We start from the raw sequence: 16946 nt of genomic DNA, 5'->3' as shown, positions 1-16946 counted from the left end.
CTTCAGGGGGAGACATCGTGGCCACCATCGACGCCAACGGCACGGCCTTGCCGGCCGCGCCCGGGACTTTCGCGCCCGCCCCCTCCGGGGGGACGCCGAACTACGCGTTCGCGCATGCGCCTTACGAAGCGGAGTACGGGGAGGCGCCGCGCCGGCACCTGCGCGACTACGTCCGCATCTTCTACAAGTACCGCTGGCTCGCCGCAGCATGCTTCGCGATCGTGTTCGGCGCGAGCCTGCTCGTGACGATGCTGTCGCCGCGACTCTACACCTCGGCGACGCAACTCCAGGTGTCGCGCCAATCGCCGATCCAGCTCCGTCTCGACGGCAACGTGCTCGACCTCGAGCAGAACGAGCGCAACGTGAACGGCGCGTCGAGCTTCCTCGCGACGCAGGTCGCGATGCTCGAGAGCCGCGATCTCGCCGAGCGCGTGATCCGCACGCGCCGCCTGGCGGAGAACGAGGCGTTCCTCCACCCCGGCGCGGAGCGCGCGGGACTGCTCGCCGTCGGCGGGCAGCTCTTGACGATGCTCCGGCCGCGCGGCGTCCCGGGCACGCCGCTCGTCCACGACGACGGCGGCGCCGAGGCCGACGTCGATGGCGAGCTCCTCGACCGCTACATGCGCTGGCTGTCCGTGCGCGACGTGCGCGGCACCGACCTCGTCGAGGTGCGGTTCACGACGCCGAGCCCGACCCTTTCGGCGATCCTCGCCGCGGCGCACACGCAGGCCTATCTCGAGGCCAACGAAGAGGCGCGCCTCGGCACCGACGCGACCGCACGGCACTTCCTCGACCAGCAGCTCGGCGAGTCGGTGCAGCAGCTCGAGCACGCGCAGGCCGCGCTGCGCGCCTTCTCGACCGAGCACCCGAACGTCGCGGTGAACCAGGAGCAGAAGGTGACCGGCCAGAAGATCGGCGAGCTTTCGAGCCTGCTCACGAAGGCCGAAGGCGCGCGCGTCACGCTGCAGAGCCGATTCGACTTCCTGACCGACCCCGCCGCCGCTCCGCTCGCCTACTTTCTCGACCGTCCCGGCATCCAGAAACTGCACGGGACGCTGCTCGATCTGCAGGCGACGCGGACCGGCCTCGACAGCCGCCTCGGTCCGAACCACGAGGCGATGGTCGAGCTGCGGCGCCAGGAGAGCATCGTCGCGCGGCAGCTCGACGCCGAGGTGCGGCAGGAGGTGAGCGGGGTGCGCGCGAAATTCGACGCCGCCGTCGCGCGCGAGCGAGGCCTCCGCGAGAAGCTCTCGGGTCTCGAGACGGCGGCCATCGAGCTGCGCGACCTCGGCGCCCGCTACGACCTCCTGCGGAGCGACGTCGAGAGCGCGAGCGCGCTGTACGCGTCGCTCCTGAAGCAGCAGATGGAGACGGCGGCGAGCTCGGCGCTCGCGCCGACGAACCTGCGCGTCGTCGAGCGCGCCGAGGTGCCGGCCGAGGCGAGCTCGCCGCGCGTCGCGATGAACCTCGTGTTCGGCTTCGGCGCCGGCCTCCTCCTCGCCTGCGCCGCGACCTTCCTCTGCGAGTACTTCGACGACAGCGTGAAGAGCAGCGAGGAGATGGAGGGGCTTCTCCATCTGCCCGCGCTGGCGACGATCCCGAACTTCGCGCTCGCGCGCCGCTCGCCGGCGACCCGCGCGCTCGGCAACGCCGGCGCCGACGCCGTGGCGCCGGCGGCCGCGAACGTCTCGCCGGCGCTCGTGGTCGTCCACGAGCCGCTCTCGCCGGTCGCCGAGGCGTTCCGCGCGCTCCGCACGGCGGTGCTCTTCTCGACGCCCGCGGCGCCGCCGAAGATGCTGCTCGTCACGAGCGCCGGCGCGAGCGAGGGCAAGACCGTCTCGTCGCTGAACCTCGCGGCGACGCTCGCGGAGGCGGGCTCGCGCGTGCTGCTCGTCGACGTCGACCTCCGCAAGCCGAGCTGCCACCGCCAGCTCGGCATCACCAACACGGCGGGGCTCTCGAGCTTCCTCGCCGGCCAGGTCGAGCTCGCGGCGGTCGTACACGCGCTCGAGGCGCCGCGTTTCGACTTCATCCCGGCCGGCCCGACGCCGCCGAACCCCGCGGAGCTCGTCGGATCGCAGCGCATGCGCACGATGCTCGAGGAGATGCGCGGGCACTACGACTTCGTCGTGCTCGACTCGCCGCCGGTGCTCCCCGTGACGGACGCGGTCGTGCTGGCGCGCGAGGTCGACGGCGTGGTGCAGGTGGTGAAGGGCCACGACACGCCGCGCGAACTCATCCGGCGCGCCCGCGACCAGCTCGTGCAGGCGAACGCGCATCTCCTCGGCGCGGTCATCAACAACGTCGACCTCGGCTGGGGCGACCTCTACTTCTACAACCGCTACTACGGCTACTACCGCGCGCCGCAGGCGGTGGAGGCGGCGGCATGACGTCCGCGCCGAACGATCGGCGCGTCCTCGTCGCGCTGCAGGTGCTCCTCCTCGCCGTGCCTCTGCTCCTCGGCGGACGGCACCCGCTCGCGACTCCCGTGAGCCTCGTCGCCGCGCTCGGCCTCCTCGCCGTGACCCTGCACGCGCGCCGGGAGGCGGGCGGCGGTCCCGCCCCGACCGGCGTCGCCGCGCTCGCGGCGTTCGTCGGGCTCGCGCTCGCGACGACGGTCCCGCTGCCGCCCGTGATCTTCGCGCTCGTCTCGCCGAGCGCGGCCCGGCTCACCGCGGAGATGCTGCCGGGATGGCCGGACGCGGGGGCGTTCTCGCGCTGGCGGCCGCTGGCGCTCGACGCGTACGCGGTCTGGGCCGAGCTCGGCCGCCTAGCGCTCGGCCTGGCGGTCTTCACGACGATCGTCGCATACCCGTGGCGCGCCGAAGGCCTCGACGAGCCGCGCGACGAGCGCGTGCTCGCGCGCCTCGTCCCGACGCTCGTGATCGGCGCCGCGGCGCTCGCGGCGCTCGGGCTCCTCGCCGAGGCGGTCGGGAACGGCCGGGTGCTCTGGATCACCGGCGAGCCGACCGTCGACGACCGCGTCTCGGGCCCGTTCGTGAACCCGAACCACTTCGCCGCCTGGCTCACCATGGCGATTCCGGTGGCGCTCGCCTACGCGGTGTCGCTGGCGAGCCGGCTCGGGCGCCGGCTCGGGCGGGCCGTCGAGGCGGCTCGCGGCCTGGGCGTCCGGCGCGAACGCGCCTGGGCGGCGGCGCTCATCGCGAACCAGCGCGCGCTCGCGCTGCCGCTCGCGGCCGCCGCGGGCACGGCGCTCCTGGTCGTGGCGCTCGTCGCCACCGGCTCCCGCGGCGGCCTCGCGGCGTTCCTCGCCGGGCTCGGGGTCGCCGGCGCCGGCATGATCGCGCGCGCGCGCCGCTCGACGCAGCGCACCCGTCTCGGCCGCTTCGGCCGGCTCGCGCCGGCGGCGACGGCGCTCGTGCTCGTGGTCGCGGCGGCCGGCACGCTCGTGCGTTGGGCCGCAAGCGAGGATCTCGCCGACGACGGCCTCGACGTGAACCTCGCCAGCCGGCTCGCCGTCGCGGCCCAAGGCACCGCTCTCCTGCGCGACTATCCGCTCGCCGGGAGCGGACTCGGCTCGTGGCTGCACGCGTACCGCCCCCACCAGGCGCCGCCCGTCGAGGGCGGCATCTGGGACCACGCGCACAACGACTACCTCGAGCTCGCCGCCGAGACCGGTGTCGCCGGCGCCGCGATCGTCGTCGCCTTCTTCGTCCTCGTCGGCCGCGCGCTCTCGGCCGACCGCCGCGCGCGCCACGCCGCGGCCGCCGAGCAGGCGGAGCGACAGACACGGAGGCACGCCGCACCACCGGGGTTCGAGCCCGCCGAATGGCGCGCCGCGCTCCGCGAGCGCGGCAACCTGCGCTGGGGGCTCGTCGGCGGCATCGCGGCGATCCTGGTGCAGAGTCTCGTCGACTTCGGACTGCGGCTGCCCGCGAACTTCCTCCTGCTGATGACGCTCGGCGCGCTCCTGGTGCTGACGAGCCGCCCGCGGCCGGCGGCGACGCCGGCGTTCGACGAGGAGGCGACGCTCTTGCCGGCCGCGTTCGAGCCGCGCGTGCCGGCGCCGGTCGAAGCGCCCGCCGTGCTGGCGCTCCTGGCGCTCCTCGCGCTCGCCGCGAGCTTCCAGGCGGCGAACGCGGCGCTGGTCGTCGCCGGCGCGACGCCGCTCGCCCCGGCCGCGGCCCTCGCGCAAGCCGACCGGGCGCTCGCCGAGGACGACGGCGCGACGACGGCTCTCCGCCTGGCGCGCTCCGCGCTCGACTGGTCGCCCGCCGACCGCGCGGCCCACGAGACGGAGGCGGCCGTGCTCGGCTCCGGACCGGAGGCGGAGGCCGCCTGGCGGCGCGCGATCGCGCTCTCGCCCTGGTCGCCGGAGCTCCGCGACGGGCTCGCGCTCGCGCTCTGGCAGGAGAACCGCCGCGCGGCCGCGCTCACGGAGGTCGAGGAGTCGATGTTCCGCTACCCGTATCTCGTCTCGCACGGGTACCTGAGCCCGGCGAGCGACGTCGTCGCGCGCGGCGCGCGCGAGTGGCTGCGCGTCCTCGCCGAGGGCGACACGCTCGCGATCCGCCTCGCGGCGCTGAACGCCGACCTGGCCGACGCGGTCCAGCGCGGCCTCGAACGCGCGCTCGCCGCGACCGCCGACGGTCCGGTGCGCACCGGCATCGTCGACGACCTCGCGACGCTGCTCGAAGCCCGCGAGCGCTTCGCCGACGCGGCCGCGCTGCTCCGCGCCGAGGCCGAGCGCAGCGAGGACGGTCGCGCCCACCTGGCGCGCGCCGCGCGCGCCGCGCTGCGGGCCCGCGACCTCGACGCCGCCGAGGCGACGCTGCTCGCGGCGCTGACGCGCACGCCGGAGCAAGGCCGCCTCTACCGCGACCTCGCGCTCGACGTGTACGCCGCGCGCGGCGACTTCGAGAGCGCCGAGACGGTGCTCCGCGCCGGCGAGCGGAACGCGATCGACCTCCTGCCGATCCATCGCGGCGTGAGCGAGCTGGTGGTGCGACGCGAAACGAGCCGGCGGCGCACGGTCGCGGAGCTGCCGCCTCACGCGGGCGCCGAGGTCGCGGCGTCACGCGAGGAGGCCGTCGCACCATGAAGCTCCTCGTCGCGCTCGAAGCCCGTCTCGCAACGGCACCGGACGGCACCATTTCGTCGCCGACGGGCGTCGAGGGACCGGCCTTCTGGGAACGCTACCTCGACGTCTTCGACTCGGTCACGGTCGCGGCGCGCACGACGCCGCCGCGGGACGACGACACCGCCCGCCGGCCGTCCATCGCGGGACCGCGCGTCAGCATCGCGCCGCTCCCCGACTACCATGGTCCCTGGGAATGGCTGCGGACGCGGTCGAAGGTGCGCGCGGCGCTCCGCGGCGCCATCGCGGACGCCGACGCCCTCTGTCTGCGCGCCCCGGGTCCGATCGCGGCCGCCGCATGGCGCGTGCGCGGCCGGCGGCCGTTCGCGGTCGAGGTGGTCGGCGATCCCCATGCGGCGCTCGCGCCGGGCGCGGTCAAGAGCATCGTGCGGCCGCTCGCGCGCCGCCGGCTCACCCGCGAGCTCCGGGCCATGTGCCGCACCGCCGATGCCGTCGCCTACGTCACGAGCGCGGGGCTTCCCGAGCGCTACCCTGCCGCCGACTGGTGGACGAGCTATTCCTCGCTCGACCTCGAAGACGACGCGTTCATCGACGAGGCGGCGCTCGCGACCCGTTCCGCCTGGCGCGCGCGGCCGAGCCGCGGCACCGCGATCGATCCGTGGCGGGTGGTGGCGGTGGGATCGCTCGCGCAACCGTACAAGGGTCACGACGTGCTGATCGACGCGCTCGCGCGCCTGCGGACGCGCGGCCTGGTCGCCGACCTGACGCTCGTCGGCGAGGGGCGCCTGCGCGCGGCGCTCACGGCGCGCGCCGCGCAGGCGGGCGTGACGCTGCGCCTGCCGGGGCACGTCCCGGCCGGGTCCGCCGTGCGCGCCTGCCTCGACGCCGCCGACGTGTTCGTGCTGCCGTCGCGGAGCGAAGGCTTGCCGCGCGCGTTGCTCGAGGCGATGGCGCGCGGCGTCCCGTCGGTCGGCACCGAGGTGGGCGGCGTCCCCGCCTTGCTGCCGGGCGATCGCCTCGTGCCGCCCGGCGACGCCGGCGCGCTCGCCGCTCTCCTCGAGCGCCTCGCCGCCCGGAGCGCCGATCCGCTGGCGTGGGGCTCCCGCGACCGCGCGGCGGCGTACGAGCACCATGTACGGACCCTCGCGCCGAAGCGCGCCGCGCTCTACCGGCGGCTCCACGACGCCGCCGTCGCGGGGCACGCGTGAGCCTGCTCCGCCGCAACGCCGCGTGGGCGCTCGCGGGCAACGCGGGCTATGCGGCGTGTCAGTGGGCCATCCTCATGGCGGTCGCGCGGCGCGCGGCGCCCGCCGATGTCGGCCGCTTCGCGCTGGCCCTCGCCGTCACCTCGCCGATCGTGATGCTGACCAATCTGCAGCTGCGCGCGGTCCAGGCGACCGACGCGCGGCGCGAGACGCCTTTCGGCGTCTACTTCGGCGTCCGGCTCGCGTCGGTCGGGGTGGCGTGGCTCGTGATCGCCCTCGTCACCACCGCGAGTGGCTACGAGCGGGCGACGGCGGCGCTCGTCGCCGCCATGGCCCTCGCGAAGGGCGTCGAGGCGATCGCCGACGTCGTCTTCGGACTGCAGCAACAGCACGAGAACCTGCGCCGCATCGCGTGCTCGCTCTTGCTGAAGGGCGCCGGCAGTGTCGTAGCGGTCGCGCTCGTCCTCGCCGCGACCGGCGGGCTCGTTTGGTCGGTGCTGGCGATGGCGGCGTGGTGGGCGGTCGTGCTGATCGCGGTGGACCTCCGCGGCGCGGCGCAGCTCGCCACGCTCCGCCCCGTCCTGCGACCGTCCGTGCTCGCCCCGCTCGCCTGGCTGGCCCTGCCGCTCGGCCTCGTCATGGGCCTCAACAGCTTCGCCGTGAACGTGCCGCGGTACGCGGTCGCCGCGCATCTCGGGCCCGACGCGCTCGGGTACTTCGCCGCCACCGCGTACCTCCTCGTCGCGGGGTCGCAGCCGATGCTGGCGGTCGGGGCGGCCTTGAGCCCGAGGTTGGCGCGCCTGCATCACGACGATCGTCGGGCGTACCGTGCGCTGGCCCTCCGCGGCCTCGGTGCCGCCGCGGCGCTCGGTGTCGCCGGCATCGTGGCGGCGAGCCTGTGCGGCCGGACGTTCCTCGCCCTCGCCTACCCCCCCGACTACACCGCCCACGCCGACCTCCTGGTCTGGCTCGCCGTCGTCGCGGCCGTCGGCTTCCTCTCGACCGGCCTCGGCGTCGCGGCCACCGCCGCCCGCCGCTTTCGGGTCCAACTCGCCACCGCCGGCGCGTCACTGGCGCTCGGAGCGATCGCCGCCGTCACGCTGGTGCCGCGCTTCGGCCTCGTCGGCGCCGCGCTCGCCTTGCTGACGAGCGAGCTCACACGCCTGGTCTGCCTCGGCGCGGCCTTCGCCCGCGAATGCCGCACGCCGGCGGAGGAGGAGGGCGACGAGCTCCGGGCGGCCAGCCGCCGGCCGCGGCGCATCCTGCACGTCTTCGGCACGATGGACCGCGGCGGCGCCGAAACCCGCACGCTCGAGATCATGCGCGGCATCGACCGGGCCGCGTATCGATTCGACTTCTGCGTGTTGAGCGGGAAGCCGGGAGCCTACGCCCCGGAGATCGTCGCGCTCGGCGGAAGCGTAATTCCCTGTCCGCTGGCGCCACATTGGAGCTTCGCGATGCGGCTGCTCCGCATGCTGCGGAGCGGACGCTACGACGTGGTGCACAGCCACGTGCACCAGTTCTCCGGTCCGGTGCTGCTGCTCGCGTGGCTCGCCGCCGTCCCCATCCGCATCGCCCACCTCCGGAGCGTGCACGACGGCCGAGGCGGCGGCCTCGCGCGGCGCGCGTATCGCGTCGCGGCGCGTGCGATCGTCGCGCGCGCGGCCACCACCGTCATCGCCGTCTCGAGGAGCGCGATGGAAGCGTTCTGGGGTGCCGACTGGGAGGATGATCCGCGCCGGCGCGTCATCTACAACGGCGTCGACGTCGCCCGTTTCGCGTGTCGGGGCGGCCCGGACGTCCGAACCGAGCTCGGCATTCCGCCGGCCGCCCGCGTCGTGCTCCACGTCGGGAGCTTCACGCCGGCAAAGAACCACGCGGCGCTCGTCGCGATCGCCGCCGCATTGGAGCGCCGCCGGCCCGAGGTCGTCTTCGTGCTCGTCGGCGACGGTGCGCTACGCCCCGGCATCGAGGCCGCGGTGGCCGCGGACGGCCTCGGGCCTCGCTTCCGCTTCACCGGCAGCCGCGACGACGTGCCCGCGCTCCTCGCGGCGGCCGACGTCCTGGTGCTGCCGTCGCTCTGGGAAGGACTCCCCGGGGTCGTGCTGGAAGCGTCGGCCTGCGGCGTACCGGTCGTCGCGAGCCCGCTCGCCGCGGTCGCGGAGATCGGGCGCACGATCGATGGCATCCACACCGCGGACCCGGCCGACGCCGCGGGCTTCGCCGCGACGCTGGACGACGTGCTGCAGCGCGCGGCTTCCCGTCGCAGCGCGCAGGCGGCGCGCGGGCTGCCGCCGATCTTCGCGACCGAGACGTCGATGCAACGGCTCCTGGAGTGCTACCGATGACCCGCGTCGGACGGCGCCGCGGCCGCCCCGGCGCGCGCGCGGACCTCGCGGGACCGCTGGCATGGCTGCTCGTCGCGATCGGGCTCGGGCTCGTGGCGTTGCTGGCCTCCGCCGACGCCGTCCTCGCGCCCGGCGCCGCCGCGCTCGCGACGAGCGCGCTCGTCGCCACGCTCACCGCCTGCAACGTCCACGGCATGCGGCGCGCGCTCGTGGCGCCCTCGATGCTCTTCCTCGCGGCGCTCACGGTCTTCCATCTCGGCATGGTGGTGCCGGTAGCACTCGGGGTCGCCGAGCCGGCGCCCTGGCTCGCGAGCGCCGATCCCGACCTCGTCACGCGCGCGGTGCTGTCCGTGGCTTTGACGGTCGTCGCCTACGAGCTCGGATGTCTGGCCGGGTGGCGGACGATCCGCGCGCGCCCCGGCCGCCCCGGCCGCGGCCGCGACGTGGTCCCGGTCGCCACCGTAGGGTCGGCGCCGCGCGGTGCGCCCCGGCCCGCTCCCGTGCGTCGCGGGAACGTGTTCCATTCGGGCGGGCTGCTCGTCGCCGGTGGCGCCGCCGCAGCGATCCTCGCGAACGTCGCGTCGATCGGCGCGGGCCGCTTCTTCTCGGCCTCCTACGGCTACGCACTCTACGCGGCGACCGACTCGCGCCTGCTCCTCACCGCCTTCTACTGGCTCCTGCCGACGTCGGCCCTGGTGACGCTCGTCGGCGCTCGTCCGGGGCGCGAAACCGTCCGCGCGCTCGGGCTGCTCGCGCTCGTGACGACGCTGCTGCTCTGGGCGGGCGATCGCGGCGGGGCGGTGTCGCTGCTCTCGGCGGCGGTCGTCGTCTGGACGGCGATGCGCGGTCCGCTACCGCGCAAGCTCGTCGTGCCGGGAGCGCTCGGCCTCCTGCTGCTCATGCCGGTGGTCGCGACGCTCCGACAACTGCCGCGCAACGGGCTCGACCTCGAGGCGATCGCCGCCGCGGCCACCGAGGCCTCGCCCGTCGGCGCGCTCACGGAGATGGGCGGCAGCTTGCGGACGCTCGTCGAGACGATCCGTCTGGTTCCCGAAGTCACGCCCTACCGGCTCGGCGGCTCGTACCTCGACGCGGCGCTGCGCATCGTCCCGAACGTCGGCCTCGACAAGGCGAGCCACGACTGGAGCGATCCCGCGTCGCTGCCACCCAATCACTGGATCACCTACATGGTCGCGCCCTGGGCCTACGCGAGCTTCGGCGGCCTCGGCTTCTCGGCGATCGCCGAGCCCTACCTGAACTTCGGTCTGGCCGGCGTGGTGGTCTACTTCTTCGCGCTCGGCGCCGCCCTGGGTTGGCTCGATGGCGCCCTCACGCGGGCGCCGTCCCGGCGCTTCCTCGCGATCACGGCCGTCGTGTTCATGCCGCTGCTGGTGACGGTGCGCAACGACTTCCACAATTTCCTGCGCCCGGCCGCGTGGGGCGCGGGCATCGTGCTCCTCGTCGAGCACGTCCACGGCGACCGGCGAGCACGGACGCGGCGCATGCGTCCGCCCGTGACGATCCGCGCGGCGGAGGCGGCATGAAGGTCCTGCATCTGGTGAAGACGACGCGCGGCGCCGGATTCGTCTTGCGGCAGATCCGCGCCCTCCGCCGGGTCGGCGTCGAGATCGTGGTGGCCCTGCCGTCGACGACCGACGGACTCGCGCCGCGTTACGCGGAGGCCGGGGCGGAGGTGATCGCGGCCGACCTCGACTTCGGCGCGCGGGCCCCCTGGCGGCTCCCCGCCGCGCTCACGCGCTGCCGCCAGCTGGTCGCCGCCGTCCGCCCCGACGTCATCCACAGCCACTTCGTGTCGACGACGCTCGTGGCGCGCCTTGCCCTCGGGCGCACGCATGCGGTGCCCCGCATCTTCCAGGTGCCGGGACTACTGCACCTGGAGCACGCGCTCTTCCGCCGGCTCGATCTCGCGACGGCCGGACCGGCCGACGTCTGGATCGGCTGCTGCGACGCGATCACGGCGGCGTATCGGCGTGCCGGCATCGCCCCCGAGCGCGTCCTGCGGTCCTACTACGGGCTCGAGCTCGCGGGGTTCGGCGAGGCCGCACGCGGCGGCTTCCGGCGCACGATCGGGGTCGGCGCGACGACCCCCCTCGTCGGGATGGTCGGGTACATGTACCGCCCGAAGTGGTACCTCGGCGAGCGCCGCGGCGTGAAGGGGCACGAGGACCTGCTCGAGGCGATCACGCTCGTGCGCGCGGTGCGTCCCGAGGTGCGGGCAGTGATCGTGGGCGGCGCCTGGGACGGCGCCGAGGACTACGAGCGCGAGCTCCGGCGCCGGGCCGGCAGAGGCGTGGTCTTCACCGGCGACCTCCCCGACACGCGTCCGGTCTACGCCGATCTCGACGTCGCGGTGCAGCCGTCACGCTCGGAGGGACTGCCAAACGCGACCGTCGAGGCGCTCGCGAGCGGCTGTCCCGTCGTCGCGACCGCGGTCGGCGGTCTTCCGGACGTGATCCGGGACGGCACGACCGGATGGCTCGTACACCCCGGGGATCCGGCGCGGCTCGCCGATGCCATCCTCGAAGCGCTCGCCGATCGCGCCGAGGCCGGGCGGCGGGCGACCGCCGGTCGCGCGCTCGTCACCAGGCTCCTCGCGGTCGACCGCACGGCGGCGGAGGTCGCCGCGCTCTACGAGCGGCTCGTCGGCCGGGCCCGGGCGGCGGACGGCGGCGACGCGGCTGCCGCAGCGCCCGCGGCGCGACGTCCGCAGGGAGCCACCGCATGAGCTCCGTCGTCAAGCGCGGCCTCGACCTCGCGGGGACGCTCGCGCTCGCCGTCATGGCCGCCCCGGTGCTCTTGCTCGCGGCCCTCACGGTGCGGATCACGATGGGATCACCGGTCTTCTTCCGACAAGCGCGCGTCGGCCGCGACGGCCGCCTCTTCACGCTCGTCAAGCTCCGTACCATGCGCGCTCCCGCGGCCGGCGAGGACGCGCTCGCCAGCGATCACGCGCGCCTGACGCCGCTCGGGCGCCGGCTCCGAGCGACCAGCATCGACGAGCTGCCGGAGCTCTGGAACGTGCTCCGCGGCGACATGTCGCTCGTCGGTCCGCGGCCGCTCCTGCCGGAGTATCTGCCGCGCTACACGCCCGAGCAGGCGCGCCGCCACGATGTGCGGCCGGGGCTCACCGGCCTCGCCCAGGTCCGCGGACGCAACGCCCTCGACTGGCCGGAGCGCCTGGCCCTCGACGTCTGGTACGTCGACCACCAGTCGCTCGCCCTCGATCTTTCGATCCTGCTGCGAACCCTCCTCGCCGTGCTGCGCCGCGACGGCATCGCCGCGGCCGACCACGCGACCATGCCGGAATTCCAAGGAGTCAGAAGGTGAACGACACGATTCCCGTCCCCATCGTCCCCATGAGCGAGCCCGACATCGGACCCGCGGAGCGCGCGGCCGTGCTCGACGTGCTCGACGGCAAGACACTCGCGCTCGGGCCGCGGCTCGCCGCCTTCGAGGCGCGGCTCGCCGCGAAGGTCGGCGCCCGCCACGGCGTCGCGGTCAACAGCGGCACCGCGGCGCTCCACCTCTGCCTCCTCGCCGCGGGCATCGGGCCCGAGGACGTCGTCGTGACGACGCCCTTCAGCTTCGTCGCCTCGGCGAACTGCATCCTCTACGCCGGCGCGCGCCCGCTCTTCGTGGACGTCGACCCGGTGACGCTGACGCTCGATCCCGCGCGCCTCGAGCACGCCGTCGAGGCCATGGCGCGGAGCGGCCGGCGCGTGAAGGCGGTCCTCCCGGTGCACGTCTTCGGGCAGCCGGCCGACATGGACGCGATCCTCACCGTCGCCGAGCGCCACGGCCTCGCCGTCATCGAGGACGCGTGCGAAGCGATCGGCGGCGCCTACAAGGGCCGTCCGCTCGGCACGCTCGGCGACGCCGGCACCTTCGCCTTCTACCCGAACAAGCAGATGACGACCGGCGAAGGAGGCATGATCGTCACCGACGACGCGCGCTGGGACGCGCTCGCGCGGAGCCTCCGCAACCAGGGCCGTGACGTGTTCGACGCCTGGCTCGCGCACACGCGGCTCGGCTACAACTACCGCCTCGACGAGATGAGCGCCGCACTCGGCCTCGCGCAGATCGAGCGGCTCGACGAGATCCTGGCGAAGCGGGCGCGCGTCGCCGGCTGGTACCACGCGCGCCTCGACCGCCTCGAAGGCGTCGTGCGCCCGCGCCTCTCGGCGGCCACCACCACCGAGAGCTGGTTCGTCTACGTCGTGCGCCTCGCGGATCTCGCCACCCGCGCCCACGTCATGCGCGGGCTCGCCGCGCGCGGCGTCCCGTCGCGCCCGTACTTCCCGCCGATCCACCTGCAGCCGTTCTACCGGAGCGACTTCGGGTTCCGGCCCGGGATGTTCCCCATCGCCGAGGCCGCCGGCGACACGTGTGTCGCGCTGCCGTTCTTCGGCACGATGACGGAGGCGCAGGTCGATGCGGTGTGCGGCGCGTTCGGCGAGGTGCTGGACGCAGTCCGTGGGCCGGGTCGCAGACGCAGCGGGGTCGGCGCGGAGCCGGCGACCGACGGCGAGCGCAGCTCGTGCGACGCGGAGGAGGCGGCACGCGCCTGAGCTCCATGCCCTTCCTCGTCCGGCATCGGCAGCTGGTGAGCATCGCGACCCACCTCGGAATCGCGGCCGCCGCGTACCTCGCCGCCTTCGCCCTGCGCTTCGATCTCGAGCTGCACCCGCGCTGGCTCACGATGGTCGCGACGACCCTGCCGCTGCTGCTCGCGTGCAAGCTCGCCGGCTTCTGGTCGGCGCGACTTTTCGGCGGCTCGTGGCGGCACGTGAGCGTGCAGGACGTCGAGGACATCGCGCGCGGCAACCTCCTCGCCTCGACGCTCTTCCTCGGCGTCATGGTCTTCACGCACGGCCTCCGCGGCTTCCCGCGCTCGGTCTTCCTCCTCGACCTGCTCCTCTGCACGCTCGCGATGAGCGCGATCCGGATCGGCATCCGGCTCGCCCGCGAGCGCGGCGAGCGCCGGTCCGTCCGGCGCATCGAGACGCTCGCGCTCATCGTCGGCGCCGGCTCGGCCGGCATCAAGCTCCTCCAGGAGATCGAGCAGCGCCGGCGCCTGCGGGTCGGCGTCGTCGGCTTCGTCGACGACGACCCGCGGAAGATCGGACTCCGCGTCTGCGGCACGCCCGTCCTCGGCGGCATCGACGACCTGACAGCGCTGGTCGCCGAGCACGAGGTCGGCGAGGTGCTGATCGCGCTGCCCGAGGCGTCGGGCGCCGTCATCCGCCGCGTCGTCCAGCACTGCGCGGCGGCGCGCGTCCGCCACCGCGTGCTGCCGACGCTCGGCGAGCTCGTCGACGGTCGCGTCATGTACACGCAGATGCGCGAGGTGAAGGTCGGCGATCTGCTGGCGCGCGATGCGGTGCGCCTCGACCTGCCGCGCGTGGCCGCGCTCATCGCGGGCAAGACCGTCATCGTCACCGGCGCCGCCGGCTCGATCGGCTCCGAGCTCTGCCGCCAGGTCGCCGCCTACGGCCCGGCGCGCCTCGTCCTCTACGACCGCCACGAGAACGGCATGTTCGTGCTCGAGATGGAGCTGCGCACGCGCTTCCCCGGCGTGGCTCTCGTACCTGTCCTCGGCGACGTGCTCCTCGCCGACCAGTTGGAACGCGTCTTCTCGGCGGAGCGCCCCGATCTGGTCTTCCACGCGGCCGCCTACAAGCACGTGCCGCTCGCCGAGCTGAACGTGCTGGAAGCCGTCCGCAACAACGTGCTCGGCACGTACAACGTCGCGCGCACCGCGCGCGCCCACGGGACGAGCCAGTTCGTGATGGTGTCGACCGACAAGGCCGTCCGCCCGACGAGCGTCATGGGCGTCACCAAGCGCGTCGCCGAGCTGGTCGTGAAGAATCTCCAGCGCGAGGGCCGCACCTGCTTCGCCGCCGTCCGCTTCGGGAACGTGCTCGGCTCGAACGGCAGCGTCGTCCCGATCTTCCGCGAGCAGATCGCGCGCGGCGGCCCGGTGACGGTCACGCATCCGGAGGTCACGCGCTACTTCATGACGATCCCGGAAGCCGTGCAGCTCATCTTGCAGGCCGCGACCATCGGCGAGGGCGGCGAGACCTTCGTCCTCGAGATGGGCGAGCCGGTGAAGATCGTCGACCTGGCGCGCCAGATGATCCGCCTCTCCGGCTTCGAGCCCGACGAGGACATCGCGATCGAGTTCAGCGGCCTCCGGCCGGGCGAAAAGCTCTACGAAGAGCTCGTCGCCGACGGCGAAGAGCAAACCACCACGCCGCACGAGCGCATCCGGGTCCTGGTCGCGCAGGACGCGCCGCCTCCGCTCACGGAATGGCTCGGACGAATCGAGGCCGGCGTCGCCGCGAGCGACATGGGCGTCGTGATGCGGACGATCCAAGATCTCGTGCCCAACTACACGCCGGGCGCTGGCGTCCGCGAGGCGATCGTCGACGCGGGTGAGCATGCGATGGCGAGTCCCGACGGCCGCAGATACGCCCGCGACAGCGAGCGCGAAACGGGAGACCCCCCGAGCTCCATGCCGGGCGGTGCGCGCCTGCGGCGCCTGCCACGTCCCGCCGCCGCACCGGAGATGCCGGCCATGCTGGCCGACGAGGTCGGGGACCCCCGCCGCCTACCGGTCGGATAGCCCGCGCCATGCACCACTCCCGGCACGTCGTCGCGGCCGCCGCGGTCGCGGGCATCGCGATGCTCGTCGCGCGCGGCCGCTGCGCCGCGGACGACGGCGAGGTCGCCGGGCCCCCGGTCGTCGACGTGCGCGCCTTCGGCGCCCGCGGCGACGGAAGGACCGACGACACCGACGCGGTTCGCCGCGCCCTGCTCGCCGTCCCGCCCGGCGGCGGCACGGTCATCGTCCCGCCCGGCACGTATCTCCTCGATCCGCAGGGGGGCGCACGGCCGCTGAATCTCGTCGGCGCGCATACCGCCATCATCGGACGCTCCGGCCGCTCGACGCTCCGGCTCGCCGACGGATCCTACGCGCCGCACGACGGCGGCATGCTGCTGCGCAACCGCGACGCCGTCCGCGGCGACGACGGCATCATCGTCCGCGGCCTCCGCTTCGACGGCAACGATCGCGGCAACCTGGGACGCCAGGGGCGCGCCGAGTCGCTGCTGCGGTGCACGCGGTGCCGCGATCTCCTCGTCGAGGACTGCGAGTTCCTCGACGCCAAGTACCACGGGATCGCCACGATCCTCGGCGGGAATCTCGTGATACGGCGCAACCGCTTCTACCGCATCTCGCAAACCGAGCATGCCGGCGACGCCGTGCAGCTGAACGGTCCCGAGGGCGCCTCGATCCGCGACAATCTCGTCGAGAACGCCGACGAAGGCCTCTTCTGCCAACACGAGAACGATCCCCCGACCGCTGCCCGCGCCTGCACGGTGACCGGGAACCACCTCCGGAATCTTCCCGCCGCCGCCGCCTGCACCGCGACGGGCACGCCGTTCGCGTGCTGCACCGGCGCCGGGCGCGGGCACACGACGTGCACCGCGGCCGACCCGTCGGGGTGTCTGTGCGCGGCCGGCGCGAGCACCGGCTCCGGACTCGGCGTGCTCGCCCTCGGAGCGCAGGTCACCGACAACCTGCTCGTGCGCGTCGGACAACTGTCGGTGCAAGGCGTGCGCGCGGCCGGAGGCTTTCCGACGCGCGACGTGCTCGTCGCGAAGAACCGTCTCCTCGACCTCGCCTGGAACGACCGCCTCACGGGCAGCGGCGCGATCGCCGTCATCGCCGCGGACGCGCCGGTCGGCCGCATCACCGTCCGCGCCAACCGCGTCGACCACACCCGCGACGCCGGCATCCGCCTGGCCTCCGCGGACGCCGCGCTGACCAGCATCGAGATCGCCGACAACGTCGTCACCGCCAGCTGCACCGCGCACGCGCCCTGCGCCGGCATCCAGCTCGAGACCGCCGGCGCGGAGTCGGCGATCACGCAGGTGACGCTCGCACGCAATGCCGTCGGGAACGGCCGTGCCGCCGGCATCCGACTCGAAGGCCCCGCCGACGTCGATCTGGTCGGCAACACCCGCCTCGCCAGCAACGCCGGCGGCCCCTACGCCGTCAGTCGCCGGCGCGGCCCCGTCCGCTACCGCATATCGACCGCGATCCCGAGCGACGAGATGAAGCGGGCAAGCGAAGCCCCTCCTCTGTCCCTTCATGAGATGAAGCCGGTGGCAGAAGGCCGATCGCTCAAAAAGGGGCAGATGCAAGGCGCGACCGACTGAGCGCGGAGGCGTAGCGGAGCTACGCCGCACCCTCTCCGAGGGCACGGCAAGCGAAGGAGGGAGCAACGCAGCAGATGCCCCTTTTTCAGC

General features: G+C 74.3%; 10 protein-coding genes. All 10 read left to right on the top strand.

Translation table 11 applies throughout. From position 1 onward, the window contains the following. The first annotated feature begins 17 nt into the window (after positions 1-17). From IT293_10575 to IT293_10530, 10 genes are read left to right on the top strand one after another with little or no spacing between them, the layout of a single operon-like run. Positions 18-2390 carry a polysaccharide biosynthesis tyrosine autokinase gene (locus IT293_10575; protein ID MCC6765096.1) on the top strand — a complete coding sequence of 791 codons (2373 nt, stop codon included), beginning with the start codon at positions 18-20 and terminating at the stop codon, positions 2388-2390. Then, the gene (locus IT293_10570) at positions 2387-5062 is read left to right on the top strand and encodes an O-antigen ligase family protein (protein ID MCC6765095.1); all 2676 of its coding nucleotides are present in this window, start codon (positions 2387-2389) and stop codon (positions 5060-5062) included. The genes IT293_10575 and IT293_10570 overlap by 4 nt, the downstream gene beginning before the upstream one ends. Beyond that, positions 5059-6267, top strand: a complete 1209-nt coding sequence (locus IT293_10565) for a glycosyltransferase family 4 protein (protein ID MCC6765094.1) — start codon at positions 5059-5061, stop codon at positions 6265-6267. The genes IT293_10570 and IT293_10565 overlap by 4 nt, the downstream gene beginning before the upstream one ends. Then, on the top strand, positions 6264-8612 hold the full coding sequence (locus IT293_10560) for a glycosyltransferase (GenBank protein MCC6765093.1): 2349 nt from the start codon (positions 6264-6266) through the stop codon (positions 8610-8612). The genes IT293_10565 and IT293_10560 overlap by 4 nt, the downstream gene beginning before the upstream one ends. Beyond that, positions 8609-10156, top strand: a complete 1548-nt coding sequence (gene wzy / locus IT293_10555; protein MCC6765092.1) for an O-antigen polysaccharide polymerase Wzy — start codon at positions 8609-8611, stop codon at positions 10154-10156. The genes IT293_10560 and wzy overlap by 4 nt, the downstream gene beginning before the upstream one ends. Further along, positions 10153-11358 (top strand): glycosyltransferase family 4 protein, encoded by a 1206-nt coding sequence (locus IT293_10550; protein ID MCC6765091.1) that lies wholly within the window; start codon positions 10153-10155, stop codon positions 11356-11358. The genes wzy and IT293_10550 overlap by 4 nt, the downstream gene beginning before the upstream one ends. After that, on the top strand, positions 11355-11960 hold the full coding sequence (locus tag IT293_10545) for a sugar transferase (protein MCC6765090.1): 606 nt from the start codon (positions 11355-11357) through the stop codon (positions 11958-11960). The genes IT293_10550 and IT293_10545 overlap by 4 nt, the downstream gene beginning before the upstream one ends. A 29-nt stretch (positions 11961-11989) precedes the next feature. Then, positions 11990-13201 carry a DegT/DnrJ/EryC1/StrS family aminotransferase gene (locus IT293_10540; protein ID MCC6765089.1) on the top strand — a complete coding sequence of 404 codons (1212 nt, stop codon included), beginning with the start codon at positions 11990-11992 and terminating at the stop codon, positions 13199-13201. Positions 13202-13206: 5 nt separating this feature from the next. Continuing rightward, a complete protein-coding gene (locus IT293_10535) occupies positions 13207-15258 on the top strand; it encodes a polysaccharide biosynthesis protein (GenBank protein ID MCC6765088.1) in 2052 nt (683 codons plus the stop codon). A gap of 8 nt (positions 15259-15266) precedes the next feature. Beyond that, positions 15267-16856 (top strand): hypothetical protein, encoded by a 1590-nt coding sequence (locus tag IT293_10530; GenBank protein MCC6765087.1) that lies wholly within the window; start codon positions 15267-15269, stop codon positions 16854-16856. Positions 16857-16946 lie beyond the last annotated feature (90 nt).

The sequence above is a fragment of the Deltaproteobacteria bacterium genome (assembly GCA_020848745.1).
Classification (GTDB): Bacteria; Desulfobacterota; Binatia; order UTPRO1; family UTPRO1; genus UTPRO1.
This window is presented reverse-complemented; position numbering and strand designations above follow the sequence as displayed.